Below are 23,472 nucleotides of genomic sequence, written 5' to 3' on the forward strand. Positions count from 1 at the left end.
TCCCCCCCATCCTGCCTCGTCCCTCTCCCTTCCCGATACGTTTTTTTTTCTTCTTTCTTCTTCTCCCCCCGCTCCTCCGCTTCCACCCCCCCCTTCTCCGGTCTCTCTCCCCCCCCCCCGCTGCCATGTGGCTGTGGCTCCAGTTGGCCGTGGCCCTACGGGGCCACGGTCACCGGCACTGGCCGGACCGGGGGCCGACGACGGTGGTCGCGGTGACGTGCGGCGCCGGTCCGTTCGCCTCGCAGCGCAGCGGCCCGAGGACACGGCGAGCGCGCCGTCGGCGAAGAGCGGACCGGTGACGCGGGCGTCCGATACGGAGAGCGCGCCGCCGGGCCGGACGGTGAGCGGGCCCCTCTGGCTTCCACCGGAGGCGATGCAGACCGATTCCCCGGCCGCCACGGTCAGCGGCCCGCAGTGGTCGTCCGTGATGCAGGGCCGGCTGAATCCGACGGTGATGTCGGTCGGTTCGCCGGTGGAGCTGCCCGTGTCGTCGGCGTCCGGGGTGTACGTGGCGCTGATCCGGTGGGTGCCGGGGCGCAGGGCGCTCGTGGTGAAGCGGGCCCGTCCCCGGTCGAGCACGAGGGTGGCCAGCGGGGTGGCCCCGTCCGAGAAGGTGACGGTGCCGCCCGGGGCGGCGGCCGGGTTCCTGGAGCCCGTCACGGTCGCGGTCAGGGCGACGGCGTGCCCGAACAGCGGTGTGGCGGTGTCCGCGGTGAGGGTGGTCGAGGTGCCGTAGCGGAAGGAGACGACGGCTTTGCCGTCGCCGCGCTGGACGCCCGACCGCAGGGAGGCCTCGGAGACACCGGACTCGGCCCCGGCCGCGTAGCCGCTGCCGCCACCGCCGCCCGCTCCGTAGAGGTTGCCGGGGTTGCCCCCGCCGGAGCCGCCGCCACCGCCCCGCCAGCCGCCGCCACCGTCTCCGCCGCCGTTGCCGCCGCGGCCGCCGTTGCCCCCGGTGCCCCCGGAGCCGGGGTTGAGCTGGCCGGTGTGCTGGTCGATGTCGCTCCCGTTGCCTCCCCCCGCACGCCGGTGCGCGGCCATGCCGCGAACGGGTTCGCGGTCGGGTCCGGGCGCCGCTGGACTCACCTGCGGATCAACCAGCACCCCGACGGCGGCATCGCGCGCCTGAGGGTGCACGGTGAGGTGCTGCCCGATCCGCGGTGGCTGGCCCTGCTCGGCACGGTGGATGTGGCCTGCGTGGTCAACGGCGGGGTCGTGGAGGAGGCCTCGGACGGGTTCCACTCCTCCCCCGGGAACACGATCATGCCGGGGCTGTCGCAGAAGCAGGACGACGGCTGGGAGACGCGTCGGCGCCGCGACAAGGGGAACGACTGGATCGCGTACCGGCTGGCCGGGCAGTGCGAGATCCGCGCGGTGGAGGTGGACACCGCGAACTTGAAGGGGAACGCGGCGGGCTGGGTGTCGCTGTCCGTCAAGGACGGTGTGGACGGCGCGTGGACGCAGGTCCTCCCGCGCACCCGGCTGGAGCCCGACAGCCCGCACCGGCTGCCGCTCGTCGCGCCGGTCCTGGCCACGCACGCCCGGATCGACGTGTACCCCGACGGCGGATTCGCCCGCCTGCGCCTGCACGGCCGGCTCACCGACGCCGGAGCGGCCGCGCTCACCGACCGCGCGGCGCGTGCGGCGCTCTGACGGGGAGGACGGCCGCTCCGGCGACCCGACCCGGGCCGGTGCCCGGGGCCATGACCATGGACTACTCGACGACGAGCTCGACGGGGATGTTGCCGCGCGTGGCCCGGGAGTAGGGGCAGACCTCGTGCGCCTGCTTGACCAGCAGGGTGCCGGTCTCGCCCATCAGGTTCTCGGGGAGTTCCACGCGCAGGACGACGGCCAGCCCGAAGCCCTCGCCGTCCTTGCCGATGGAGACCTCCGAGGTCACCGAGATCTCGCTGGTGTCGACCTTGGCCTGGCGGCCGACCAGCCCGAGGGCGCTGGCGAAGCAGGCGGCGTACCCGGCGGCGAAGAGCTGCTCGGGGTTGGTGCCCAGGCCGCTGCCACCGAGGGCCGGCGGCATGGCCAGCGCCAGGTCGATCTGACCGTCGGAGCTGACGGCGCGGCCTTCGCGGCCGTTGGCGGTGGCGACAGCGGTGTAGATCGCGTCCATCTCGGGGGTTCCTCTCACGGGGCGGAGGCGGGGCCGTCGAGCGACGACCTCGCCTCATCAATATGGCACACAATTAAGTTGTGCACAATTCAGTTGCCGACACGGCACCCCGGGTACACTTGCCCCCATGACCGAGCAACCGACCGACGCCCTCCCCGACCAGGACTTCCTGCGCCTCGACGGCCAGATCTGCTTCGCGCTCGGCGCGGCGAACCGCGCCTTCGGCGGGCTCTACCGCGTCGTCCTGAAGGACCTCGGGCTGACCTACCCCCAGTACCTGGTGATGCTGGTGCTGTGGGAGCACGGAGAGATGCCGGTCAAGCAGCTCGGGCAGCACCTGCGCCTCGACTCGGGCACGCTCTCCCCCCTCCTCAAGCGGCTGGAAGCGGCCGGCCTGCTCGCGCGCGAGCGCAGCACCGCCGACGAGCGGTCCGTGCACGTACGGCCCACCGAGGCCGGTACGGCCCTGCGCGCCCGGGCCGTCGAGGTGCCCCGGCGCATCGCGGTCGCGACCGGCTTCGAGCTCGGCGAGATCAAGGAGCTGCAGGACCGCCTGCGGCGGCTCACCGCCGCCCTGGACGCGGCGGTTCCGCCGGAGTAGGGCGTACGGCCCGTGCGGCGGAGGACACGTGGGGCCGCCACAGCGGGTGTTCGCGCCGCGCCCAGTCGGCGGCCACCGCGCCCGTGCGCATGCCGCGCCGGGCCTCCGGGTCGCGGACGGCCATCATGACGTGGCCCACGACGGCCACGGTCAGCGCGATGGCCAGCCAGTCGTGGACGAAGGTGGCCGCGGTCCGCCAGGGCAGCGGTGCCAGCCCGGTGAACCACATCAGCAGACCGGTGCCGAGCATCACGAGGGCCGCCCCGGCGCTCCAGCTCGCGTAGAGCTTCTGCCCGGCGTTGAACTTGCCCGCCGGGCGCGCGCCCGGCCGGTGGTCACGGCGCAGCGCGGAGCGCAGCCAGGTGCGGTCGTGCGGGCCGAAGCGGTTCAGCCGGCGCAGGTCCCCGCGGAAGGCCCGGGAGCCGAGCCCCAGCAGGGCGGGGGCCGGGATCAGCAGTCCGGACCACTCGTGGACGGTGACCACGAGGTGGCGGCGGCCGACCAGTTCGGCGAGGGGCGGCATGTAGAGGCAGGCGGCGCTCGCCAGACACACCCCGGTCAGGGTGGCGGTGGCCAGGTGGACCAGCCGTTCGGCGCGGCTGAAGCGGCCCACGCGGGCGGGGCGTCCGGCCGCGTCGTCCACGCCGGAGGCCGGCGGTCCGGCCGGGAGGTCAGACGGTCGGGGCATCGTCGCGTCCGTTCGACTTGCCGACCCAGGCGTCGACGTCGTAGCCGAGTTCCTCCCAGTAGCCGGGCTGCACGTCCCGGGTGAGGGTGATGCCCGACAGCCATTTCGCCGACTTGTAGAAGTACATGGGAGCCGCGTAGAGGCGGGCCGGACCGCCGTGGGCGTGGCTGAGGGGCTTGTCCTGCATGTTCAGCGCGACCATGACGTCCTCGCGGCGGGCCTGCGGGAGCGTGAGGCTCTCGGTGTAGGTGCCGTCGAAGCAGGTGAAGCGGATCGCACGGGCCTCGGGACGGACCCCGGCGGCGTCCAGGAGCCGGAAGAGCGGGACCCCCTCGAAGGGGGTTGCGGGAACCCGCCAGCCCGTCACGCACTGGACGTCGCGGACGATCCGGGTCTGCGGCAGGGCTCGCAGCGCGTCGAGGGTGTACGTGGCCGGGCGCTCGACCAGGCCGTCGACGGTCAGCCGGTAGTCGGCCGGTCCGCGTCGGGGGATGGAGGAGGCGACCGAGTAGTACCGGAACCCGCCGCCGCCCGGCAGCAGTCCCGTGAGCCCGGTGGGGTCCTTGTCGGCCGCCGCGCCCAGTACGGCGTCGACCCCTGACTGGAGCCTCGGCGCGAGGAGCAGGCCGAGGGCGCCGAGCCCCACCGTGCCCAGGACCAGCCGCCGGCCCACGGGGGCACCGCGGCCGTCGGGGTCGGGGTCGGGGTCGGGGTCGGGGGCACCGTCGACGTCGGGCGCGGGTTCCGGTTCTCTGCTCACGTGCCAACTCGACCATCCGCCGCACCCGTCGTCCAGAGTTGGCGGCCGCCCGTCAGACTTCCGTCAGACTTCCGCCGGGCTTTCCCCGGCCCTCCGCCACTCCTCCGGAGGCCCGGCGCCGAGCCGGGTTCCTCCTCCGCACGGCCGGTGACAGCCGTTCACTGCGCCGCCCGCACCTGCTCGGTCCACAGGTCCCGGAGCAGCAGGGCTGCCGGCATGCACGGCATGCACGGCAGGGCTAGCCTGGAAGCAACTTGATCACATCGCATTCCTTCATGGCCGCTGCCGCCCTGCTCCCTGGTGGGGCGCGGCTGAATTTCCGTACCGGCGGAGCCCGGACCCTAGGCGGGAGATTCACATGAAGAGCAGGAAAGAGACCAGGACCAGCCGTCTCGCGATATCCGCCGCCGCAACGTCTCTGCTGGCAGCAGGCATCATCTCACCCTCCACGGCCACTGCCCAGGAGCAGTACTTCTATGTGGTCAACCAGGGCACCAATATGGTGGCGGAGGTATTTGCCCACAACACCGCCGACGGAGCCGCGACAGTCCTGTGGACCAACTATGGCGGCGAGAGCGAGCAGTTCAGAATGGACTTCCACGACGATGGCTGGTTCACGCTGACCGCCAAACATTCCGGCAAATGCCTGGGACGCGCATACAGCAGCTCGAGCAGTTCGGTGATCCAGAAATCATGCCCGAGCTTGAACGAGGAAAAGGACCTCTGGAGAACCCAGGAAATACGGAAGACCGCGAGCGACTGCGCCAACGTCAACCAATGCTTCGGCGGTTCCCGTACCGTCCTCCAGAACAAGTACGGTGGCGGCCGGTTCTGTCTTGACGCAGCCAACGCAACAGCCCCGAAACCTCCTGGGGAGGGCGCCGGATTGCAGACCTGGACTTGTATCAAAAAGTTCGGCGACTGGAACGCCGTCAACCAGGACTGGCGGCTCGTGAAGACGCAGGACTGGGGATCCGGGCCTGTCGTACGTTGAGAGGGCCTGTCATACGTTGAGACCGCGGGTGTCGCACGGCCGTCCGGGCGGGCCCGCTCACGGCGGGCACCACCCGGACTCCGGGACTACGCCCCGCTCGCCTTGAGCATGTCCTCGCGCTCGACGAGCTTCACGCGCTCGCGGCCCTGCGGCTCGCCCAGCGCCTTCTCGGCGGCGTCGAGCTTGTACCAGCCCTCCCACGTGGTGAAGCGGACCTCCTTCTGCGCGAGGAAGGTCTCCACCGCCTCCGGCTCGGGAGCGGCCGGCGTCAGCAGGCGGCCGTCCGCGTGGTCGGCGAGCAGGTTCGCGACCGTCTCGTTGGCGTCGCCCTTGGTGTGGCCGATCAGGCCGATGGGCCCGCGGCGGATCCAGCCGGTGACGTACGTGGACGCCAGGTGCGCGCCGGCTTCGATGACGCGGCCGCCCTCGTCCGGGACCGTGCCGGAGTCGACGTCCCACGGCAGCTTGGGCAGCTCGTCGGAGAGGTAGCCGACGGCGCGGTAGACGGACTGGACGTCCCAGTCGGTGAAGGCGCCGGTGCCCTTGACGTTGCCGGTGCCGTCCAGCTCGGTGCGCTCGGTGCGCAGCCCGACGACCTTGCCGTCCTCGCCGAGGATCTCGGTGGGCGACTCGAAGAAGTGCAGGAAGAGCTTGTGGGGGCGCTCGCCTATGTCGCGGATCGCCCAGTTCTCCAGGGTCTTGGCGACCATGTCCGCCTGCTTGTTGGAGCGGCGGGTGGTGATCGAACCCTCGTCGTAGTCGATGTCCTCGGGGTTGACGATGACCTCGATGTTCGGCGAGTGGTCCAGCTCGCGCAGCTCCATCGGGCTGAACTTGGCCTGCGCGGGGCCGCGGCGTCCGAAGACGTGGACCTCGAGGGCCTTGTTGGCCTTGATGCCGTCGTAGACGTTCGCCGGGATCTCCGTCGGCAGCAGCTCGTCGGCGGTCTTGGCGAGGATCCGGGCCACGTCGAGGGCCACGTTGCCGACGCCGAGGACGGCGACCTTCTCGGCCTCCAGCGGCCAGGTGCGCGGCACGTCGGGGTGGCCGTCGTACCAGGAGACGAAGTCGGCGGCGCCGTAGGAGCCGTCGAGGTCGACGCCCGGGATGGTGAGCGCGCGGTCCGCGGTGGCGCCGGTGGAGAAGATCACGGCGTCGTAGAAGGAGCGCAGCTCGTCCAGGCCGATGTCGTTCGGGTAGTCGACATTGCCGAAGAGGCGGACCTGCGGCTTGTCGAGCACCTGGTGCAGGGCGGTGATGATGCCCTTGATGCGGGGGTGGTCGGGAGCGACGCCGTAGCGGATCAGGCCGAAGGGGGCCGGCATCCGTTCGAAGATGTCGATGGACACACCCGGCTCGACGGCCGCCTCGGACTTCAGCAAGGCGTCGGCGGCGTAGATGCCGGCGGGGCCGGCACCGACGATTGCTACCCGCAGGGGGCGAGGCATGGCTGGGTTCCCTTCGAACGACGAAAGACTCGATCAAGGGAACCCTAAGCTAAGGGCAGCCTAACCCGGCACCCGCCCCTGGGTTATGCCCCTATAACTCTCGCTTATGGCTTCCCTAAGCCATGCTTGGGGCATCCGACGGCATCCGACGGCGTCCGGTCGGCGCCCCGGAGGCAGCGGGAGGGCGGTGCAGGACGGTGAAGGGCGGCGGGAAACGGCCGGCACCCCGTGATACCCATGGGCCGCATGGACACCGTCCCCGCCCGACCAGAGACCTCGCGTGCCCGCCGCCCCCTCCTCTTCCTCGACGTCGACGGCCCGCTGATCCCGTTCGGCTCCCCGCACGGGCACCCGGTCTACGAGGCTCCGGGCGCGGCCGACGCGGCCGGCGGCCATCCCCTCCTCTCCCGGGTCGATCCGGGACTGGGCCCCCGGCTCGCCGCGCTGCCGTGCGAGCTGGTGTGGGCGACGACCTGGGGCGAGGACGCGAACCTGTGCCTCGGCCCGCGGCTCGGGCTGCCGGACCTGCCGGTGGTGGAGTGGCCCGAGCCCTGCGACGCGGACGGCACGGGCGGGACGCACTGGAAGACCGCCGGCCTCGTGGCCCGGGCGGCGGGCCGGCCTTTCGTGTGGATCGACGACGAGATCGGCGACGCGGACCGCCGGTGGGTGTCCGCCCACCACCCCGGCCCGGCCCTCCTCCACCGGGTCGACCCCCGGATCGGCCTCGGGGACGCCGACTTCGCCGTCCTGGAGGCGTGGCTGCGCGCCCACGGCGCCTGAGCCCGGCGGGCGTTCGCCGTCCGCCGGGCCAACGAGCCTGGCTTCGGGCCCCGTCCGGCATGGGTAGTCTTCCCGGGACACAGTGGGCGGCGGGGTTCGGGGTGGGGTCATGGGGCGTCAGATGCGTGTGCCCGGTGCGGTACTGGCGGCCGTACTGCTGCTGACCGCCGCCGGCTGTTCCGGGGCGGGCGGCGGGGCCGGGGCCGATCCCGGCGACGACCCGAAGCCGGGCGGCACCACGTCAGCCCCCGCCACCGCCCCGACTCCCTCAGCTCCCGCCGACGGGAAGCCCCCCTCCGGCGACGTGCTCCCCGGCATGGTCGGTGCCTCCGTGGCCCGTACCCAGCTGGCCGCGCTGAAGGTGGCGCGGCCGGGAACCATGTCCGGCTACAGCCGGGACAAGTTCACGCACTGGGCGGAGCAGGGCGAGAAGTGCGACACCCGTGAAGTCGTCCTCCAGCGGGACGGCGCGAACGTCTCCCGGGACTCCCAGTGCAAGGCCGTGTCCGGGACCTGGAAGAGCCTGTACGACGAGGTGGTCGTCACCGAGGCTTCGAAGATCGACATCGACCACATGGTGCCCCTCGCCGAAGGCTGGCGTTCCGGCGCGGCCGGCTGGGACGCCGCGAAGCGCAAGGCCTTCGCGAACGATCTGACCCGCCCTCAACTGCTCGCGGTGACGGCCTCCTCGAACCGTTCGAAGGGCGACCAGAGTCCCGACCAGTGGCAGCCGCCGTCGAAGGCGTCCTGGTGCCAGTACGGGCGGGCCTGGACCACCGTCAAGTCCGTGTACGGCCTGACCGTCACCGAGCCCGAGAAGAAGATGCTCTCCTCCATGCTGGACACCTGCGCGGCCTGACGCCGCCGACCCCGGGACCCGTCGCCCCGGTACCACTCACCCCTGGACCGGTCGTCCCTGAACCGCGGTCGCCCCTGAACCGTTCAGCCCAGGACGGCGATGCCCAGGGGACGCGATCCCGCCGCGAGCCGGCGGCTGTTGCCGCTGTCGAGGTCCACGACCGTGATGCCGTTCCAGTAGCCGTCGCGGGTGTAGCCCCCGGTGACGTAGGCCGTCCGCCCGTCCCGGGAGACGGCCACGTCCTCGTGCGGCCCGTCCAGCGGGTACACCCGCTCCGAGCCGTCCGGGGAACGGACCGTGAGTGAGGGACCCTTGCCCTTGCCCGGTTCCACCGCCCCCGTCCCGACCACCAGCAGCCGGCCGTCCGCCGTGACCGCGGCCCCGTGCTGATGGGTGTCGGCGGTCATCTCCTCCACCGTGGTGCGGCCCGTCTTCGGATCCACCACCGCGAGCCGCTCGCCCTCGAAGGGGAGCAGCAGCATCCCGTCCGACGGCCGAACGACCGCGTAGTGCGGTTTCAGCCAGGAGGCGAGGCCGCCCTCCGTCCCGTACGGGGCGACCTCGATGCGGCGCGGCCGCATCGATCCCTCGGACAGCACGGGCGGCACGGGCACCACGGTGACGTCGAAGGAGTCGTGTCCGGTGACGTACACCTGCGAGCCGTCGCGCGAGACGTCCACGTCGAAGGGCCGCCGGCCCACCGGGACCACCGCCGTGACCTCGCTCTTCGCCGTGTCGATGACCTCCAGGACGCCGGTGGCCCCGGGCACGTTGACCCCGACGTAGGCGTGCGCGCCGTCGGGCGAGAGCGCGATGCCCATGCCACCGCCCCGGTACTCGCCGCCGGTCACGGGCCCGGTCCCGGTGGTGCGGTACGGGATCAGGGCCAGCCGGGTCCGCGTCGGCGTGTCCACGACGGCGACCCCCTCGGCCGTGGCCACCCAGGCCCGGCCGTCCGCGCCGACCGCCAGGCCGTACGGGGCCCTGCCGACCGCCACCGAGCCGACCGCGCCGCGCTCCGGATCCACGAAGGTGACGGTGTCGGCCCCGAAGTCGGCGACCAGGAGGGTGCCGCCCGGAGTGGTCGCCGCGGTCGGGAGCGGGGAGGCCGCGGGGGCGGCGGCCCGCGGTGCGTCGGGGGTGGAGCAGGCCCCGAGCAGCAGGGCTCCGGCGAGGGCCGCCAGGGCGGTACGGGTTCCCCGTACGCGGCGGCGGAGATGCGGGCGGTCGTGCTGCGGCATGGGCGGGGCCCCTCTCGGTTCCGGGGGCGGGGCCGGTGGTGCGCCCGCTCCCCCGTACCCATCCTCACCTCGCCGGGCGGCCGGCCGTTCGCCCCGGCGGCCGACGGCGGGGTCGGCCGATCGGTCGATGCGGGAACGCGCCGGGCAGGGGTGACCGGCCGGGGTGGCTCAGCCCTCGTACTCGGTCAGGTCGATGCCGTGCAGGTTGAGGAGCGAGCCGGTCTCCGGGTGGTTGATGTCCTTCTCGGCGGTCATCCCCAGCTTGCGGATCACGTTCTCGGACTCGTCGTTGCCCGCCCGGTTGATGGCGACGACCCGGTCGAGACCCCGCTCCTGGAGGGCGAACTCCAGGGTGGCGTGCGCGGCCTCGGAGCCGTAGCCCTGCCCCCAGTAGGAGCGGCCGAGCCGCCAGGTGATCTCGGCCGCCGGCAGCACCTCGGGCAGCCACCACGGCATGGAGAGCCCCACGGCTCCGATCAGCTCACCGGAGGCCAGCAGCTCCACGGCGAAGATCCCGAAGCCCTCCTCGTCCCACTCGTCCTCCCACCGCTCGATGGTCTCGGCGGTCTCCTCCAGGTCGAGGGTCTCGCCGTCGCCGATCCAGCGCATCACCTCGGGGTCGGCGTTGATCTCCGACAGGGGGACGAGGTCGTCCTCGGACCAGCGGCGGAGGAGGAGGCGGGGGGTACGGATCTCGGTCATGAGTCCCATCCTGCCGAACCCTCCGGACATCGGGTAATCGGGTCCCCCAGAGGCCCCCTCACCCCTCCGGCTCACCCCTCCGGCTCACCCCTCCGGCTCACCCCTCCGGGACGGTGATCGCGTCGAGCTGCGCCCTCAGGTGGACGTGCGAGTCGACGGGCTCGTGCGCGATCCGGCCCAGCGGCGCCGGGAGCGATTCCACGCGGGTGTGCGGATCGCACTCGTAGAAGTAGACCAGCGAGATCAGCTCCTCGGTGGGCACGTCGGCGGGCGGCGGCAGGACCCGGTGGCGGCCCGCCCTCCAGCGGTCGCCCGTCCAGCGCGCCATCAGGTCTCCGATGTTCACGGTGAGCGCGGCCGGATCGTACGGGGCGTCCTGCCAGCCCTCGGCGTCGGTGTGGATCTGGAGTCCGCCCGCGCCCTGCTGGCGGTCGAGGACGGTGACGGTGCCGAAGTCGGTGTGCGCGCCGATGCGGAACTGGCCGGGCAGCGGCGGGCCGAGGATCTCGGTGCCGGGGTACCAGTTGAGGTTGAACCCCCAGGTGGGATGGCGGGTGTGCCGGGTGAAGTGGTCCGCCTCCAGGCCGAGCGCGGCCGCCAGCAGCTCCAGCAGCTCGTCGGAGAGGGCACGCATCGCGGACAGGTACTCCGTCACCGGCCCGTGCAGCGCGGGCACTTCTGCGGGCCACGCGTTCGGCCGGAACCACTCGGCGTCCACCGAGGCGATCCCGGTCGGCTCCTCCGCCGCGAAGGACCAGGACTCCTTGAGGTCGGGCGGGGAGGCCGCGCCCTCCGCATAACTGTTGGCCTCGGCGCCCGGGCCGAGCCAGCCGCGGCCGCCGACCGGCACGGCGTACGGGGCCTTGGCGGCGGCCGGTAGCCGGAAGAAGGTGCGCGCCGCCTCCCGGATCCGCCCCGGCAGCTCCGGGTCCACTCCGTGTCCGGTCACCAGCAGGAACCCGGCCGCCCGGAGCGCCTCGTCGACGCGGGAGGCGACCTGCCGGCGGGCTTCGGGCCCGCCGGAGCGCCACGGGCCGAGATCGATCACGGGGACCTGCGAACTCACCATGCGGAACCTGCTCTCCGGGCCGGGGGCCCGGCGGGGACCTGGCGCAGCTCGGCCCCGGAGCCCCGTAGGACGTACCGGACCAGGCCCTCCCCTGTACCGGCCTCGGTGAAACCGGCCCGCCGCAGCACCGCCTGGGAGGGGACGTTGTCCTCGTCCGTCGTGGCGTCCAGCCGGGTGAAGCCCGGCCGTCCGAAGGCCCAGGCCGACAGTGCCTTCAGCGCCTCGGTGGCGTAGCCGTTGCCGCGTGCCGAGGGGACCAGGTCGTAGCCGACCTCGGAGCTCCCGTCCGCGTCCGGGGCGGCATGGAAGCCCATGCCGCCGATGGCCTTGCGGTCGCTCGTGCGGACGATGACGTACGGTCCCCAGCCCGCCCGGTAGGTCCCCGCCTCGCGCGCCCTCGTCACGATCCCCCCGGCGTCCCGGGTGTCGTCGGCGGGTCCGTCCTCGACCCAGGCGAAGCCGCCGGTGCCGCCGGCTTGCAGGTCGTCCGCCACCGCCGGGGACATGGGGCAGAGCAGGAGGCGCTCGGTTCTGACAGGCTCGGCGTACCAGCGCCAGGTCGTCTGTCGGGCCAGTCCGGGGAGTTCGCCCCGGCCCGTCGCCCAGAGCAGGGTCCGCCAGGCCTCGTGGCCGCGCGGAACGTGCGGGAAGAGCCGGTCCAGGACCCCTTCGGCGAGTACGGGATCCGGCTCCCAGCCGTGGACCCCGAGTCCGCCGAGGATGTCGTGGGTGTGCAGCAAGGTCTCCACGACGCCCATCGCCGCGAACCCGTCCGCGCCCGCGGAGCCGTACGGGTGCCACGCACGCGCACCGGGACCGGCGAGGGCCACGGCGGCCGACAGGAACCCGCCGGACGCCTCGATCATGTCGAGGAGGCCGGCCGGGCCGGTCCCCTCGTCGGCCGCTATCCTCAAGGGAACGTACGCGTCGGCCGCGCGGACCGTGAGCTGGGCGGCGTAGGCCGTGAAGTCCTCGGCCACGTGGACGACGGTGTCGCGGCAGCTCCACTCCAAACCGGCGGCGGGAACGTCCCAGTCCAGGTGCGCCACATCCCGCAGTGCCCTCGTGGTGAGCGACACGGCCGCGTCGACGTCCTTGGAATTCATGATCCTCATGGGCGGCACCCTAGGCCTCCGTCCAGGTGCCGCCAAGGGGATATCCGTGCCCCACGGCCGGTGGTCCCGGTGGCGCGCCTGCGGGCCACGACCGGGGCCGGGGCGCTACTGCTTGTGCTGGGACGGCGCGCTGACCGCGCCCCGGTGAAGGGCGGAGCAAAACGGTGGAGATTTCGACGAGGGACGTCTTCGGGGCGCCGTGCTGGGTGAGCCTGATGGCCCGGGATCTCGGCGCGGCGCAGCGGTTCTACGGTGAGGTCGCGGGCTGGCGGTTCCGGCCCGCGCGGCTCGGCGAGGCCTTCACCGTGGCCGAGCTCGACGGGATGCCGGTGGCCGGCATCGGGGCGCTGGCCGGGGATCTCGCGGTGGCCGTGGCCTGGACCCCGTACTTCGCGGTCGACGACGCCGACGTGGCGGTGGACCGGATCCGGGAGCGCAGCGGCACGATCGCGGTCGGCCCGGTCTCCTTCGAGTCGGGTGGCCGCGGGGCGCTGGTGGCGGACCGCGACGGGGCGGTGTTCGGGATCTGGGAGGGCCAGGTCTCCTCGGGCTGGCGGGTCGGTACGGGACAGGCACCGGCGTGGCTGGAGCTGCGCACCCGGGACGCCTTCGAGTCGGCGATCTTCTACGGGGAGGTGCTGGAGTGGGCCACCGGCCGCGCCGGGTGCTGCGAGGTCGCGTACGAGGAGGACCGCGTCGTGCTCCGCCAGGACGGGGAGCCGGTGGCGCGCCTCGACAGCGGTCCCGTGGAGCCGGGTTCCTACAGTCCGTACACCCGGCCGCGCTGGCACGTGCACTTCCGGGTGCCCGCGCTGGAGCCTGCGGTGGAGGCGGCGGTGGCGCTGGGCGGCCGCACGGTGTCCGAGCCCGAGTCGAGCGCGACCGAGCGGTGGGTGTCGCTGCGCGATCCGGACGGGGCGCTCTTCACCCTCACCTCGTCGCGGACGGACGGCGGGACTGGCGGCGGGACGGACGACGGAACTGACGGCGACTGACGGTTCCGCCGGGGCCTGCCGGTTCTGTCGTGGCTGCCCTGCCGCATCTACCCGGTCTGCGGAGTCCGGCGGGTCCGGGTCCAGTCGATGAGCTCGGCCTCGGACCAGGTGTTGACGACCCGGTCGGCCGTCACCCCGCATTCCAGGGCGCGTTCGCAGCCGAGGGTCTGCCAGTCGAGCTGTCCCGGGGCGTGCGCGTCGGTGTCGATCGCGAAGAGGGTGCCCGCGGCCACGGCGAGCCGGAGCAGCCGGCGCGGCGGGTCGAGCCGCTCGGGCCGGCTGTTGATCTCCACGGCGGCGCCCGACTCGGCGCAGGCCGCGAAGACGGCCTCGGCGTCGAACTCCGACTCAGGCCGGGTCTTGCCCGTGACCAGCCGCCCGGTGCAGTGGCCGAGGACGTCGAGGTGCGGGTTGCGCACGGCGGCGACCATCCGCCTGGTCATGGCGCGGGCGTCCATCCGGAGCTTGGAGTGGACCGAGCCGACCACCAGGTCAACCTCGGCCAGGAGTTCCGGCTCCTGGTCCAGCGAGCCGTCGTCGAGGATGTCGCACTCGATGCCGGTGAGCAGCCGGAACGGGGCCCAGGTCGCGTTGAGTTCGGCGACGGCGCGCAGTTGCTCCCGCAGCCGTTCCGGGGAGAGCCCCCGGGCCACGGTCAGGCGCGGCGAGTGGTCGGTGAGCACCGCCCAGTCGTGCCCGAGGGCGGCGGCCGCCCGGGCCATGGACTCGATGGGGCTGCCGCCGTCCGACCAGTCGGAGTGCAGGTGGCAGTCGCCGCGCAGGGCGGCGCGCAGGGCGAGGGCCCCGGGGCTGGGCGGCGGGCCCACGGGGTGGGCGGCGGCCTTCTCCTCCAGCCCCCGCAAGTACGCGGGGATCGTTCCGCCGAGGGCTTCGCGGACGACCTGGGCGGTTTTCGGGCCGATGCCCTTGACCGCTTCGAGGGTGCCGGCACCGACCCGTTCGGCCAGCTCGCCCTCGTCCATCCGTCCGATGGCGGCGGCCGCCGTACGGAAGGCCTGGACCCGGTAGGTCGGCTCCTGGGCGCGTTCCAGCAGGAAGGCGATCCGGTCCAGCGCGGCCACCGGGTCCATCGCGTGTCTCCCTCCGCGAGAAGACGGCCGGCGGAGAGGGGGCCCGGGTCGGTGACCCGCGCCCCCTCTCCCCCCGGGTCAGGCGCCGTCGGCCGGGTCGGCCGCCGGACGGTACTGCAGGGCCAGGCCGGCGAGTACGGCGCCGACCGCCGCGCTCAGCACCGCGGTGATGCCGGCCCACTCAAGGGTGCCGCCGACCGCTCCCCCGAGCGGGTCGAAGCCCGCGACGCCGCCGATCACGTGGAGCCCGGCCACGCCGAGCGCGACCACCGCGCCGGCCCGCCACGCGCCGGCCGTGTCCCGTACCACCAGCAGGGCGCCGGCGGTCAGGCAGAGCAGGGTGACGGCCAGGGCGAGCAGCCCGCCGGTGTCGCCGGAGGCGAGGGCCGCCAGATCTCCGGGGACGTGCAGCGCACCGCAGAGGAGCAGGGCGAGCGCCACCGGCCAGCGCAGTATGTGGCGCAGCGCTCCCTTGCCCGGCCCCGCCGTGCCCCGGGCCGGGGACGGGCCCCGGGCCGCGGCCTGGGCCTGCGGTGCGGGCGGGTGGACGGCGGTCCGTACCCGGTCCGCGGGCTCGGGGCGGTGCTGCGGGGGCTGTTCGCCGGTGCCGAGGATGCTGACGAGCAGGGCCACGTCCTCGATGGGCCGCCCGAGGGCGGCGGCCCGCAGCGCGATGTCGGTTTCGACCCGCTCGTGCGGGGGCTCGCCCAGCAGGGTCACCATCTCGCGGACCTCGTGGACGGGCCGGGCCACGGCGGCAGCGCGCAGCGCCGCGTGGCCGGGGTTGGGGACCTGTCCGGATTCCTTGAGGAGGTTCACCAGGTCGGTGACCTCCCGGACCGGGCGGCCGGTGGCGGCGGTCTCCAGGACGGTGCGGGCGGTCGCTCCTGCGGCCCGGGGTCCGGGGTCCGGGCCGGGTGCGGCCCCTGCCCCTGCCCCTGCCCCTGCCCCTGCCCCTGCACCGTCCTGGGCCTCGGGAGCGATCCCGGACTCGGGCCCGGAGGCGGGCTCGGGGCCGAAGTCGAGGTTGTCCGTGCCGGGTGCCTGCGGCCGGATGTCCGTGGTGTCGGGGAGCCCGCGCGGTTCTTCGTACTCCGTCGCGGCGAGCGTGATCGGGTCATTCATGGAAAGCTCCGTTCGCCGACGCGCGGGTCTACACATCGCGCGCCGGTCATCGTGCGTCATGGGAAGCGCACGCTTTGTTACATTCAGCGGCACCCGGCCGCGCTGCGCCATTCGGGGCGGGCAAACGGGGGTCCCCCGCGGTGCCGCGGGCCCGGTCGGCGCCCGCCGTGGGCATGGTGGGGGCATGAAGGGTACGGAGGTACTGGCCGACGCGTTCGGCCGGATCCGGGAAGTGGTGCACGAGGCGGTCGAGGGGCTGGAGCCCGGACAGCTGAACGCACGGATCGATCCCGGTGCGAACTCGATCACCTGGCTCGTCTGGCACCTGACCCGGGTCCAGGACGACCACGTGGCGGATGCGGCCGGCTGGGAACAGGTCTGGCACGCGCAGGGCTGGGACGAGCGGTTCGGGCTCCCGCTGCCACCCGGATCGACGGGCTACGGGCACACGGCCGACGAGGCCGGCTCCGTCCGGGTCGACTCGCAGGAGCTGCTGCTGGGGTACGTCGACGCGGTCCACGCGCAGACCGGGCGGTTCCTTCAGGGGCTGTCCGCCGCCGACCTGGACCGGGTCGTCGACGAGCGGTGGGACCCGCCGGTGACCCTCGGGGTGCGGCTGGTCAGCGTGATCGGCGACGACCTCCAGCACGCGGGGCAGGCGGCCTTCGTCCGGGGCGTGCTGACGAGGGGCCGCTGATGGTGTCCGCGGGAGCCCTGCTGCTGACCCTCCTCCTCACGGCCGCCACCCCCACCGCCACGGCCTGGGCCGACCCGTTCCCCGGCCCCGTGATCTGGGCCGGCTCCGCGGCGCTCGGCGGAGCCCGGGCCGACGGGACGGACCACCGCTCGGGCGCGGGTGTCGGCACCGGCACCGGCACCGGCACCGGCACCGCCGAACGGCCCGTCGTCGAGACCGACCGGGGCGCGGTGCGCGGGCGGGAGGCCGCCGGGTACCGCACCTTCGAGGGCATCCCGTACGCCGCCCCGCCGACCGGGCCGCTGCGCTGGCGGCTCCCGGAGCCCACCGCGCGCTGGACGGGCGTACGGGACGCGGGTGCGCCCGGGGCCCGTTGCGTGCAGCTGCCCGCGGTGGGACCGGGTGGCCCGAGCGGCTCGGAGGACTGCCTGTTCCTCAACGTCACGACCCCGGAGCCGGCCTCCCCGCATCCGGCCTCCCCGGACCCGGCGGCCTCGCGCACCTCCGGCCGTCCCGTCATGGTCTGGTTCCACGGGGGCGGGTTCATGAACGGTGCCGGGGACCTGTACCGGCCCGGCCGGCTGGCGTCGGCGGGCGGGGCCGTGGTCGTCACGGTCAACTACCGGCTCGGGATCTTCGGGCTGTTCGGGCATCCCGCGCTCCACGGCGCCCCCGCCTTCGCGCTCGCCGACCAGCAGGCGGCCCTGCGCTGGGTGCGGGCCAACGCCGCCCGCTTCGGCGGCGATCCCGGCAACGTCACCGTCTTCGGCGAGTCCGCCGGAGCCCTGAGCGTCTGCCTGCACCTCACCTCCCCCGCCTCGGCCGGCCTGTTCCACCGGGCGATCGTGCAGAGCGGCTCCTGCTCGCTCACCGTGCCCCCGCACTCGTGGCTCCCGACGATGCCCGCCTACGAGCCGTTCGTGCCGGAGCCCCGCACCGTGGCCCAGGGGGCCGCCGCGGCGGCCCGGCTCGGCTGCGGCCGGCGAGAGGACGAAGAGGTGCTGGGGTGCCTGCGCCGGCTCGCGCCCAAGGCCCTGGCGACACCCGAACTCATGACGCTCTTCTCCGCGGTGTCCTACGGCACCCCGCTGCTCCCCACCGAGCCCCGACGGGCCCTGGAACGCGGGGAGTTCCACCGTGTCCCGGTGATGCAGGGCTCGACCCGCGACGAGATGCGGATCTTCCTCGGGCAGACACTGGCCGCCCACCCGGTCGCCGATCCGCAGGCCTACCGGTCGCGGCTGCGTGCCGCGTTCGGGGCGCGGGCCGGACTCGTCGAGGCCGCCTATCCGGTGACGGCCCATCCGACGCCCGCGCTGGCCTTCGCCGCCGTGCTGACGGACGCCTCCTTCGTCTGCCCGCAGCTGCGGGACAGCCGTGCGCTGGCGCGGCACGTGCCGACGTACGACTACGGGTTCGACGACCGCCGCGCACCGGACTTCACCGGGCTGCCACCGGTGCCGGGCTTCCCGTACGGGGCCTCGCACGGCTCCGAACTGCCGTACCTCTTCGACACCGGGCTCCCGATGAGCGCCGCGCAGGGGGTGCTCGCGGACCGGATGACCGGCTACTGGACCCGGTTCGCGGCGACCGGCGACCCCAACACCCCCGGGACGGGGCCGTGGTGGCCGCGCTCCCCCGCCGTACTGTCCCTGGCGCCGGAGCACTCGGGCGACATCCGCCCCGTGGACGCGGCGGCCCGGCACCACTGCCGGCTGTGGGACTCCGCAGGACAGACCCTCGATCTCGAAAGGGCGGGCTCGTGACCGGTTTGACCGAGGTCCTCCAGCCGTACGTGGACGACAAGACCCTGCCGGGGGCGGTGGCCCTGGTGGACCGGGGCGACGGCGAGGGGCCCGAAGTCGCCGCCGTGGGCAGCGCGGACACCGGGGGCGAGGCCCCGATGGTCCGCGACTCGATCTTCCGGATCGCCTCGCTCACCAAACCGGTCACGGCGGCGGCGGTCATGATGCTGGTGGAGGACGGCCGGTTCGCACTCACCGACGCGGTCGCCCCCTGGCTGCCGGAGATCGCCGCACCGATGGTCGTACGGACGCCCGCGAGCCCGGTCGACGACGTGGTCCCGGCGAAGCGGCCGGTGACGGTGGCCGACCTGATGACCTTCCGCGCGGGGTGGGGCTTTCCCTCCGACTTCTCGCTGCCGGCGGTCGCACCGCTCTTCGGCGAGCTGCGCCAGGGCCCGCCCCGGCCGCAGGAGGTCGCGGGGCCGGACGAGTGGATGGCCGCGCTGGGCCGGATCCCGATGCTGCACCAGCCGGGCGATGCCTGGCTGTACAACACCTGCTCGGATGTGCTGGGGGTGCTGATCGCCCGGGTGGCGGGGTGCTCGCTGCCGGAGTTCCTGGCGGAGCGGATCTTCGAGCCGCTGGACATGCCCGACACCGGCTTCTCCGTGCCGGCGGGGCAGTCGGGACGGTTCACGCACTCCTACCGGCCCGGCGCGGACGGGGGCCTCGACCTCGTGGACGCCCCCGACGGGCAGTGGAGCGCCGTGCCCGCCTTCCCTTCCGGGGCGGGCGGGCTGGTCTCCACGGCGGACGACTACCACCGCTTCGCCCGGATGCTGCTCGACGGGGGCGGCCCCTTGCTGTCGGCCGATTCGGTGCGGCGGATGACCACCGACTGGCTGACCCCGGCCCAGCGGGCCGGGGCCGAGATGTTCCTGGACGGCCAGGGCTGGGGGTTCGGCGGGTCGGTCGACGTCACGCCGGCCGGCCCGTGGAACGTGCCCGGCCGCTACGGCTGGATCGGCGGCACCGGCACCACCGCCCACATCGTCCCCTCGACGGGGGCCGTCACCATCCTGCTGACCCAGCGGGAGCTGACCGGCCCGTCGCCGATGCCGGAGACGATGCGCGCGGTGTGGGCGTACGCGGCAGCCGGCCGGCAGGCCGCGTAGGCCCCCCTGCTCGCCCTCAGTGGTTCTCGGTCGGCCTCAGGTCGCGCGGGATCAGCGTCCACGTGGTCGCCGCGGCGGCGATCGCGAGGACGCCGGCCATCAGGAACGCCGGGGTGATCGCGAGGGTGTAGGCCTGCGAGGCGGCGTCGAGCAGGGTCCGGCCGACGCCGCCGCCGAGCAGTTCGGCGGTGTGGGCGGCCTCGCCCACGGAGTCCCGTACGGCGGCCAGCGTGGTGGAGTCCAGGTCCAGGGCGGGGAGGTTGCCGCGGTAGAGCATGGCGGCGGTGGAGCCGAGGATGGCGACGCCCATGGCCGAGCCGAGTTCGTAGCAGGTCTCCTCGATGGCCGCGGCGCTGGAGACCTGGTCGGCCGGGGCCGCGGAGATGAGGGTCACCGAGGCGACGGTGGTGGCGATGCCCGCGCCGACGCCCATGATGGTCAGCGCCGCGGCGATGGCGGGGTAGCCGAGGCCGGTGAACTGCTGGAGGGTCCAGGGCAGGGCCATGCCCGTCGCGAGGACCACCAGGCCGCCGCCGAGGACGTGGCGGATCGCGAAGCGCTGCATGAGGGTCGGGGCGACCATCGAGGCGCAGATCAGCGCGAGCGGGGCGGGCAGCAGGCGCAGGCCGGCCTCCAGCGGGGTGTACCCCTGGCCGTACTGGAACCACTGGGTGACCAGGAACAGGATCGCGCCCATGCCCACCATGGGCAGGAAGATCGCGGTGGCGGCCACGCTGAAGGCGGGCTTGGTGAAGAGCCGGACCTGGAGCAGCGGGTTGTCCACGCGGAGCTGGCGGCGGACGAACAGGGTCAGCGCGACGGCGGCGAGGACCAGCAGGGCCCAGGGCAGCGGGTCGGCGACACCGCTCTTGCCGAGCTGCTTGATGCCGCCCGCGAGGGCGAGCATGCCGACGATCGACTGGCCGACGCCGGTCCAGTCCCACTTTCCGGTGGAGCGCGGGGAGCGGGATTCGGGGAGGTAGCGCAGGCCGGCCGCGACGATCACCGCTGCGACGGGGAGGTTGAGGAGGAAGGCGGAGTGCCAGCCGTAGTCCTGGACGAGCAGGCCGCCGACAACGGGGCCGAAGGCCATGCCGCCGCCGAACACGGCGGCCCAGACGGCGAGGGCGAAGGCGCGTTCCTTGGCGTCGGTGAAGACGCTGCGCAGGATCGACAGGGTGGAGGGCATGATCGCGGCGCCGCCGACGCCGAGGAGGGCGCGGGCTGCGATGACGTGCCAGGCCTCGGTGGAGAAGACGGCGATGAGCGAGGCGAGGGCGAAGATGCCGAAGCCCGCCATGAGCAGCCGCTTGCGGCCCCAGCGGTCGCCGAGGGCGCCCGCGGTGACCAGCAGCCCGGAGAGGGCGAGGGCGTAGATGTCGATGATCCACAGCTGCTGTACGGCGCCCGGCTGGAGGTCGCCGACGAGCGAGGGGAAGGCCACGTTGAGGATCGTGGTGTCCATCGAGATGAGCAGGAGACTGCCGGAGAGGATCGTGAGCACGATCCAGCGGCGCGGGTCCTGCGTGGGGGTGTGCATGGGGTTTCCGTTCACGGTTGTTTCACGGTCGTACGCGGTGGGGTGCGGGGTCAGGCGGCGGAGGGTGGCCGGGTTCCGCTGAGGAAGGAGGCGAGCACGAGCCGGCCGATGTCGCGGCGGGCGAGGTGGCCGTCGCGGACGCCCTCGGCGGCGGCGTCGAGGAGCCCCCAGAGCGAGTACCAGATCCAGTACGCGGGCAGGTCGACGCGGAGCCGGCCGAGGCGCTGGCCGAGCGCGAGGAAGGCGAGGGCCCGCCGGTCCTGACGTTGGATCCCGGCCCGGAACTCGGGGTCGGCGAGCACGGTGGCGTCGCGGGAGGTGAACCCGTACAGGTGCGCGGCGGGCAGCAGCCCGGTGACGAGCAGCTCGAGCGCGGCGTCGAACTCCGCCCCGTCGGCGCTGCCGGGCAGGTCGGCGGGTGCGAGGCACCCGTCGACCACGTCGATGGCCCGCACGGCCACGGCTTTGAGGAGCGCCTCGCGGGTGGCGTAGCGGCGGCTGAGCGTGGCGCGGCTGGTCCCGATGCCCGCGGCGATGTGCGCCATGGAGGCGCTGTGATCGCCGGCGAGCACGCGTGCGGCGCCGTCCAGCAGCTCTTCTTCGTTCATCATGCGATCCTCCTTCGTATCAAACGATACAAATTTGTCTCACATGAAGCAAGTCTGTTGCGCGACGTGCGTCCGCCGCGGCCTGCGGCATGATCGGCGCATGCTGATCGAACTGCTCAAGGCCGGACGCCGCATACCCGGGCTCCCCCTCCTCGCCAGGGTCCGGACCCCGTACGGGGAGCTCGCGGCGGCCTGGTGCGGGGATCCGGCGGCGGAGCCCGGCGAGTACCACGTCGAGTGGACGATCGACGAGGACGTCACCTGGGGCCGGAACGCCGGGCCCGCGGACCCGGAGGCCGGGCCGGGCATCCTGATCGGAAGCGAATGCGCCCGTACGCTGTTCGGGTGATGACGGACGAGAAGCAGGGTTCCGAGCAGGCCCGTGCCGCGGCGGCGAGGTACGAGAAGTGGAAGGAGAACGGCGTGCTGCTGCGCGCGTCCTTCTACATCGCCGGGACGCACCTCTTCGCAGGGTTCGTCTGGCTGCTGTTCGTACTGGGCGAGCACGCCGAGAAGTAGGCGCCCCAAACCCTCCGGGGCTTCAGCCCTGCTCTTCCGCCCCCGTGCGGGCGCGCGCGCCGGAGCGGGTGCGGCCGGTGGTCTGGGCGCGTTCCGGGTGGCGGCGCACGTACTCGTGCTCCAGTTCCTCCATCCGCCGGGTGTGCGTGACCAGCGCGTCGTCCGATCCGTGCAGCAGGGTCTCGTGACGCGTGCGGTGGATTGCCTCGAGCTCCTTCATCAGGCGGCCCTCTTCCAGCCCGCCCGCCGACGGCCCGGCCTCGCCGGCTTCGCGCTCCGCCATGGCAGGTCACCTCTCCCTCGGCCGGGCCGGGCCCCTCGCCCGGCCGTGCTCATCCCATCATCGCCGAGCGGGAGGGATAGACACTGTCTACGGCCGGTGGTAGACAGTGTCTATGGACCAGGACGGCGGGCTGCGCGAGCGGCTGATCGACGTCGGCGTGGAGCTCGTGACGAGCGAGGGGACCGCCGCGCTCGGGCTGCGTGAGATCGCCCGCCGCGCCGGGGTGTCCCACGGGGCGCCCCGGCGGTACTTCGCCACCCACCACGCACTGCTGTCCGCCATCGCGCGGCGCGGGTTCGAGGAGCTCGGCTCCCGCATCCCCGCCGCGCTGGAGGGCCCGGGGGCGGACGATCCGCGCGGGCAGGTGCGGGCGCTGGGGCGGGCGTACGTCGGCTACGCGCTGGAGCACCGCGGCATGTTCGAGCTGATGTTCCGCCACGACCTGCTGGACGGCGACGGCCAGGACGGGCCGCCGGGGGCCCGGCTCCGGGACTCCACGCTGCCGCTGTTCGAGCTGCTCGTCTCGTTGGTGGCCCGCTGCGGGACGGCCGGAGCTCCCCGCGTCGCCGCGGCCGCGCTCTGGGCCAATCTGCACGGCGTGGCGCAGCTGTGGGCCTGGGGCAGCCTGCCGCTCGTGCTCGACGGCGGGACGGATGGCTCCGTCGACCGGGTGGTCGACGCCGCCCTCGACGCCCATCTGCCGGGGCGCCGCCCGTGAGGCCCCGGCTCGCGCTCTGCGTCAGCGCGGGCGGCGCGATGCTCGTCGCCCTCGACGGGACGGTGCTGCTGATGGCGCAGCCCAGCCTGCGGCGGGACCTCGGCGCGAGTCTGGCCGAGGTGCAGTGGACGAGCGGCGCGTACCTGCTGAGCGTGGCGGCCTTCCTGGTCCTCGCCGGGCGGCTGGGTGACCGGTACGGGCACACCCGGCTGCTGTTGACCGGCGTGCTCGGCTTCGCGGCCGCCTCGGCGGGCATCGCGCTCGCTCCCGAGGTCGGCTGGGTGATCGCCCTGCGCGCGGCCCAGGGGTTGTTCGGGGCTCTGCTCCAGCCGGCGACGCTCGCCCTGCTGCGGCTCGCGTACCCGCCCGGGCGGATCGGCGGGCCGGTCGCGGTGCGGACCGCGGCGATCGGGCTGGCCGCGGCGACCGGGCCGCTGCTCGGGGGTGCGCTGGTCGAACACTTCGGCTGGCGCGCGGTGTTCGTGGCGAACGTCCCCGCCGCCCTCGCGATCGCGGCGGCGGCCCTGTTCGTACGGGTCCCCGTGCCGCCGCCCACCGAGCCCGGCCGGATCCGGCCCGGCGGTGCGGTGC

Annotated in this window: 27 protein-coding genes; 13 read left to right on the top strand and 14 right to left on the bottom strand. The window is 73.8% G+C overall.

The window, feature by feature from the left end; all coding sequences use genetic code 11:
- Positions 1 to 660: Ig-like domain-containing protein (locus ACFWBW_RS20790; protein ID WP_385374546.1), on the bottom strand; the 660-nt coding region annotated here is incomplete at its 3' end.
- 21 nt (positions 661 to 681) lie between these two features.
- On the opposite strand from ACFWBW_RS20790, the gene ACFWBW_RS20795 reads away from it, so the two are divergent.
- Positions 682 to 1,653, top strand: coding sequence for a hypothetical protein (locus ACFWBW_RS20795; RefSeq protein ID WP_385374495.1), 972 nt, complete (start codon positions 682 to 684; stop codon positions 1,651 to 1,653).
- A gap of 61 nt (positions 1,654 to 1,714) precedes the next feature.
- On the opposite strand, the gene ACFWBW_RS20800 is transcribed toward ACFWBW_RS20795, so the two are convergent.
- Positions 1,715 to 2,125, bottom strand: a complete 411-nt coding sequence (locus ACFWBW_RS20800) for an organic hydroperoxide resistance protein (protein WP_385374496.1) — start codon at positions 2,123 to 2,125, stop codon at positions 1,715 to 1,717.
- A 127-nt stretch (positions 2,126 to 2,252) separates the two neighbouring features.
- Between ACFWBW_RS20800 and ACFWBW_RS20805 the strand changes: the two genes are divergently transcribed.
- The gene (locus tag ACFWBW_RS20805; protein ID WP_385374498.1) at positions 2,253 to 2,726 is read left to right on the top strand and encodes a MarR family winged helix-turn-helix transcriptional regulator; all 474 of its coding nucleotides are present in this window, start codon (positions 2,253 to 2,255) and stop codon (positions 2,724 to 2,726) included.
- Here ACFWBW_RS20805 and ACFWBW_RS20810 read toward each other — a convergent pair.
- Both ACFWBW_RS20810 and ACFWBW_RS20815 read right to left on the bottom strand, forming a co-directional pair.
- Positions 2,689 to 3,414, bottom strand: coding sequence for a cytochrome b/b6 domain-containing protein (locus ACFWBW_RS20810; protein WP_385374500.1), 726 nt, complete (start codon positions 3,412 to 3,414; stop codon positions 2,689 to 2,691). The genes ACFWBW_RS20805 and ACFWBW_RS20810 overlap by 38 nt on opposite strands.
- Positions 3,398 to 4,174: a molybdopterin-dependent oxidoreductase gene (locus tag ACFWBW_RS20815; protein WP_385374502.1), complete on the bottom strand. Its 777-nt coding sequence runs from the start codon at positions 4,172 to 4,174 to the stop codon at positions 3,398 to 3,400. The genes ACFWBW_RS20810 and ACFWBW_RS20815 overlap by 17 nt, the downstream gene beginning before the upstream one ends.
- Positions 4,175 to 4,532: 358 nt before the next feature.
- Between ACFWBW_RS20815 and ACFWBW_RS20820 the strand changes: the two genes are divergently transcribed.
- A complete protein-coding gene (locus tag ACFWBW_RS20820) occupies positions 4,533 to 5,168 on the top strand; it encodes an RICIN domain-containing protein (RefSeq protein ID WP_385374504.1) in 636 nt (211 codons plus the stop codon).
- Positions 5,169 to 5,254: 86 nt separating this feature from the next.
- On the opposite strand, the gene ACFWBW_RS20825 is transcribed toward ACFWBW_RS20820, so the two are convergent.
- The gene (locus ACFWBW_RS20825; protein ID WP_385374506.1) at positions 5,255 to 6,616 is read right to left on the bottom strand and encodes an FAD-dependent oxidoreductase; all 1,362 of its coding nucleotides are present in this window, start codon (positions 6,614 to 6,616) and stop codon (positions 5,255 to 5,257) included.
- 246 nt (positions 6,617 to 6,862) lie between these two features.
- Between ACFWBW_RS20825 and ACFWBW_RS20830 the strand changes: the two genes are divergently transcribed.
- On the top strand, positions 6,863 to 7,399 hold the full coding sequence (locus tag ACFWBW_RS20830) for a hypothetical protein (RefSeq protein ID WP_385374508.1): 537 nt from the start codon (positions 6,863 to 6,865) through the stop codon (positions 7,397 to 7,399).
- Between the two features lie 121 nt (positions 7,400 to 7,520).
- Positions 7,521 to 8,258: a DUF1524 domain-containing protein gene (locus ACFWBW_RS20835; protein WP_385374510.1), complete on the top strand. Its 738-nt coding sequence runs from the start codon at positions 7,521 to 7,523 to the stop codon at positions 8,256 to 8,258.
- Positions 8,259 to 8,341: 83 nt separating this feature from the next.
- Here the strand turns inward: ACFWBW_RS20835 and ACFWBW_RS20840 are convergent, their stop codons facing one another.
- The 4 genes from ACFWBW_RS20840 to ACFWBW_RS20855 form a co-directional block, all read right to left on the bottom strand.
- Entirely contained in the window at positions 8,342 to 9,499 is a 1,158-nt protein-coding gene (locus tag ACFWBW_RS20840) for a hypothetical protein (RefSeq protein ID WP_385374512.1), read from the bottom strand.
- A 168-nt stretch (positions 9,500 to 9,667) separates the two neighbouring features.
- Positions 9,668 to 10,201 carry a GNAT family N-acetyltransferase gene (locus ACFWBW_RS20845; protein WP_385374513.1) on the bottom strand — a complete coding sequence of 178 codons (534 nt, stop codon included), beginning with the start codon at positions 10,199 to 10,201 and terminating at the stop codon, positions 9,668 to 9,670.
- Positions 10,202 to 10,298: 97 nt separating this feature from the next.
- Positions 10,299 to 11,270, bottom strand: coding sequence for an isopenicillin N synthase family dioxygenase (locus ACFWBW_RS20850; RefSeq protein WP_385374515.1), 972 nt, complete (start codon positions 11,268 to 11,270; stop codon positions 10,299 to 10,301).
- Positions 11,264 to 12,385, bottom strand: coding sequence for a GNAT family N-acetyltransferase (locus ACFWBW_RS20855; protein WP_385374517.1), 1,122 nt, complete (start codon positions 12,383 to 12,385; stop codon positions 11,264 to 11,266). Before ACFWBW_RS20855 ends, ACFWBW_RS20850 begins: the two co-directional genes overlap by 7 nt.
- A gap of 215 nt (positions 12,386 to 12,600) precedes the next feature.
- Here ACFWBW_RS20855 and ACFWBW_RS20860 point away from each other — a divergent pair, with 215 nt between their 5' ends.
- Positions 12,601 to 13,380, top strand: coding sequence for a VOC family protein (locus ACFWBW_RS20860; protein WP_385374548.1), 780 nt, complete (start codon positions 12,601 to 12,603; stop codon positions 13,378 to 13,380).
- A 47-nt stretch (positions 13,381 to 13,427) separates the two neighbouring features.
- On the opposite strand, the gene ACFWBW_RS20865 is transcribed toward ACFWBW_RS20860, so the two are convergent.
- Complete coding sequence (locus ACFWBW_RS20865; protein ID WP_385374519.1) at positions 13,428 to 14,471, bottom strand: PHP domain-containing protein; 1,044 nt, start codon at positions 14,469 to 14,471, stop codon at positions 13,428 to 13,430.
- Between the two features lie 78 nt (positions 14,472 to 14,549).
- Positions 14,550 to 15,596: a hypothetical protein gene (locus tag ACFWBW_RS20870; protein WP_385374521.1), complete on the bottom strand. Its 1,047-nt coding sequence runs from the start codon at positions 15,594 to 15,596 to the stop codon at positions 14,550 to 14,552.
- A 184-nt stretch (positions 15,597 to 15,780) separates the two neighbouring features.
- Between ACFWBW_RS20870 and ACFWBW_RS20875 the strand changes: the two genes are divergently transcribed.
- The 3 genes from ACFWBW_RS20875 to ACFWBW_RS20885 are packed head-to-tail and all read left to right on the top strand — an operon-like array spanning position 15,781 to position 19,213.
- Positions 15,781 to 16,293, top strand: coding sequence for a DUF664 domain-containing protein (locus ACFWBW_RS20875; RefSeq protein WP_385374523.1), 513 nt, complete (start codon positions 15,781 to 15,783; stop codon positions 16,291 to 16,293).
- Positions 16,293 to 18,059, top strand: a complete 1,767-nt coding sequence (locus tag ACFWBW_RS20880) for a carboxylesterase/lipase family protein (protein WP_385374525.1) — start codon at positions 16,293 to 16,295, stop codon at positions 18,057 to 18,059. The genes ACFWBW_RS20875 and ACFWBW_RS20880 overlap by 1 nt, the downstream gene beginning before the upstream one ends.
- Positions 18,056 to 19,213: a serine hydrolase domain-containing protein gene (locus ACFWBW_RS20885; RefSeq protein ID WP_385374526.1), complete on the top strand. Its 1,158-nt coding sequence runs from the start codon at positions 18,056 to 18,058 to the stop codon at positions 19,211 to 19,213. Before ACFWBW_RS20880 ends, ACFWBW_RS20885 begins: the two co-directional genes overlap by 4 nt.
- 16 nt (positions 19,214 to 19,229) lie before the next feature.
- On the opposite strand, the gene ACFWBW_RS20890 is transcribed toward ACFWBW_RS20885, so the two are convergent.
- Both ACFWBW_RS20890 and ACFWBW_RS20895 read right to left on the bottom strand, forming a co-directional pair.
- Entirely contained in the window at positions 19,230 to 20,753 is a 1,524-nt protein-coding gene (locus ACFWBW_RS20890) for an MFS transporter (protein ID WP_385374528.1), read from the bottom strand.
- Between the two features lie 50 nt (positions 20,754 to 20,803).
- A complete protein-coding gene (locus ACFWBW_RS20895) occupies positions 20,804 to 21,364 on the bottom strand; it encodes a TetR/AcrR family transcriptional regulator (RefSeq protein ID WP_385374530.1) in 561 nt (186 codons plus the stop codon).
- Positions 21,365 to 21,461: 97 nt separating this feature from the next.
- Between ACFWBW_RS20895 and ACFWBW_RS20900 the strand changes: the two genes are divergently transcribed.
- Positions 21,462 to 21,710 carry a hypothetical protein gene (locus tag ACFWBW_RS20900; RefSeq protein ID WP_385374532.1) on the top strand — a complete coding sequence of 83 codons (249 nt, stop codon included), beginning with the start codon at positions 21,462 to 21,464 and terminating at the stop codon, positions 21,708 to 21,710.
- The gene (locus ACFWBW_RS20905; RefSeq protein ID WP_385374550.1) at positions 21,710 to 21,880 is read left to right on the top strand and encodes a DUF6126 family protein; all 171 of its coding nucleotides are present in this window, start codon (positions 21,710 to 21,712) and stop codon (positions 21,878 to 21,880) included. The genes ACFWBW_RS20900 and ACFWBW_RS20905 overlap by 1 nt, the downstream gene beginning before the upstream one ends.
- Positions 21,881 to 21,902: 22 nt before the next feature.
- On the opposite strand, the gene ACFWBW_RS20910 is transcribed toward ACFWBW_RS20905, so the two are convergent.
- Positions 21,903 to 22,163 (bottom strand): DUF6158 family protein, encoded by a 261-nt coding sequence (locus ACFWBW_RS20910; protein WP_385374534.1) that lies wholly within the window; start codon positions 22,161 to 22,163, stop codon positions 21,903 to 21,905.
- A 112-nt stretch (positions 22,164 to 22,275) separates the two neighbouring features.
- Here ACFWBW_RS20910 and ACFWBW_RS20915 point away from each other — a divergent pair, with 112 nt between their 5' ends.
- Positions 22,276 to 22,881: a TetR/AcrR family transcriptional regulator gene (locus tag ACFWBW_RS20915; RefSeq protein ID WP_385374536.1), complete on the top strand. Its 606-nt coding sequence runs from the start codon at positions 22,276 to 22,278 to the stop codon at positions 22,879 to 22,881.
- Between the two features lie 38 nt (positions 22,882 to 22,919).
- A partial coding sequence (locus ACFWBW_RS20920) for an MFS transporter (RefSeq protein WP_385374552.1) occupies positions 22,920 to 23,472 on the top strand: 553 nt, incomplete at its 3' end.

Origin of the sequence: Streptomyces sp. NPDC059957 (assembly GCF_042730015.1) — a bacterium.
Lineage (GTDB): Bacteria > Actinomycetota > Actinomycetes > Streptomycetales > Streptomycetaceae > Streptomyces.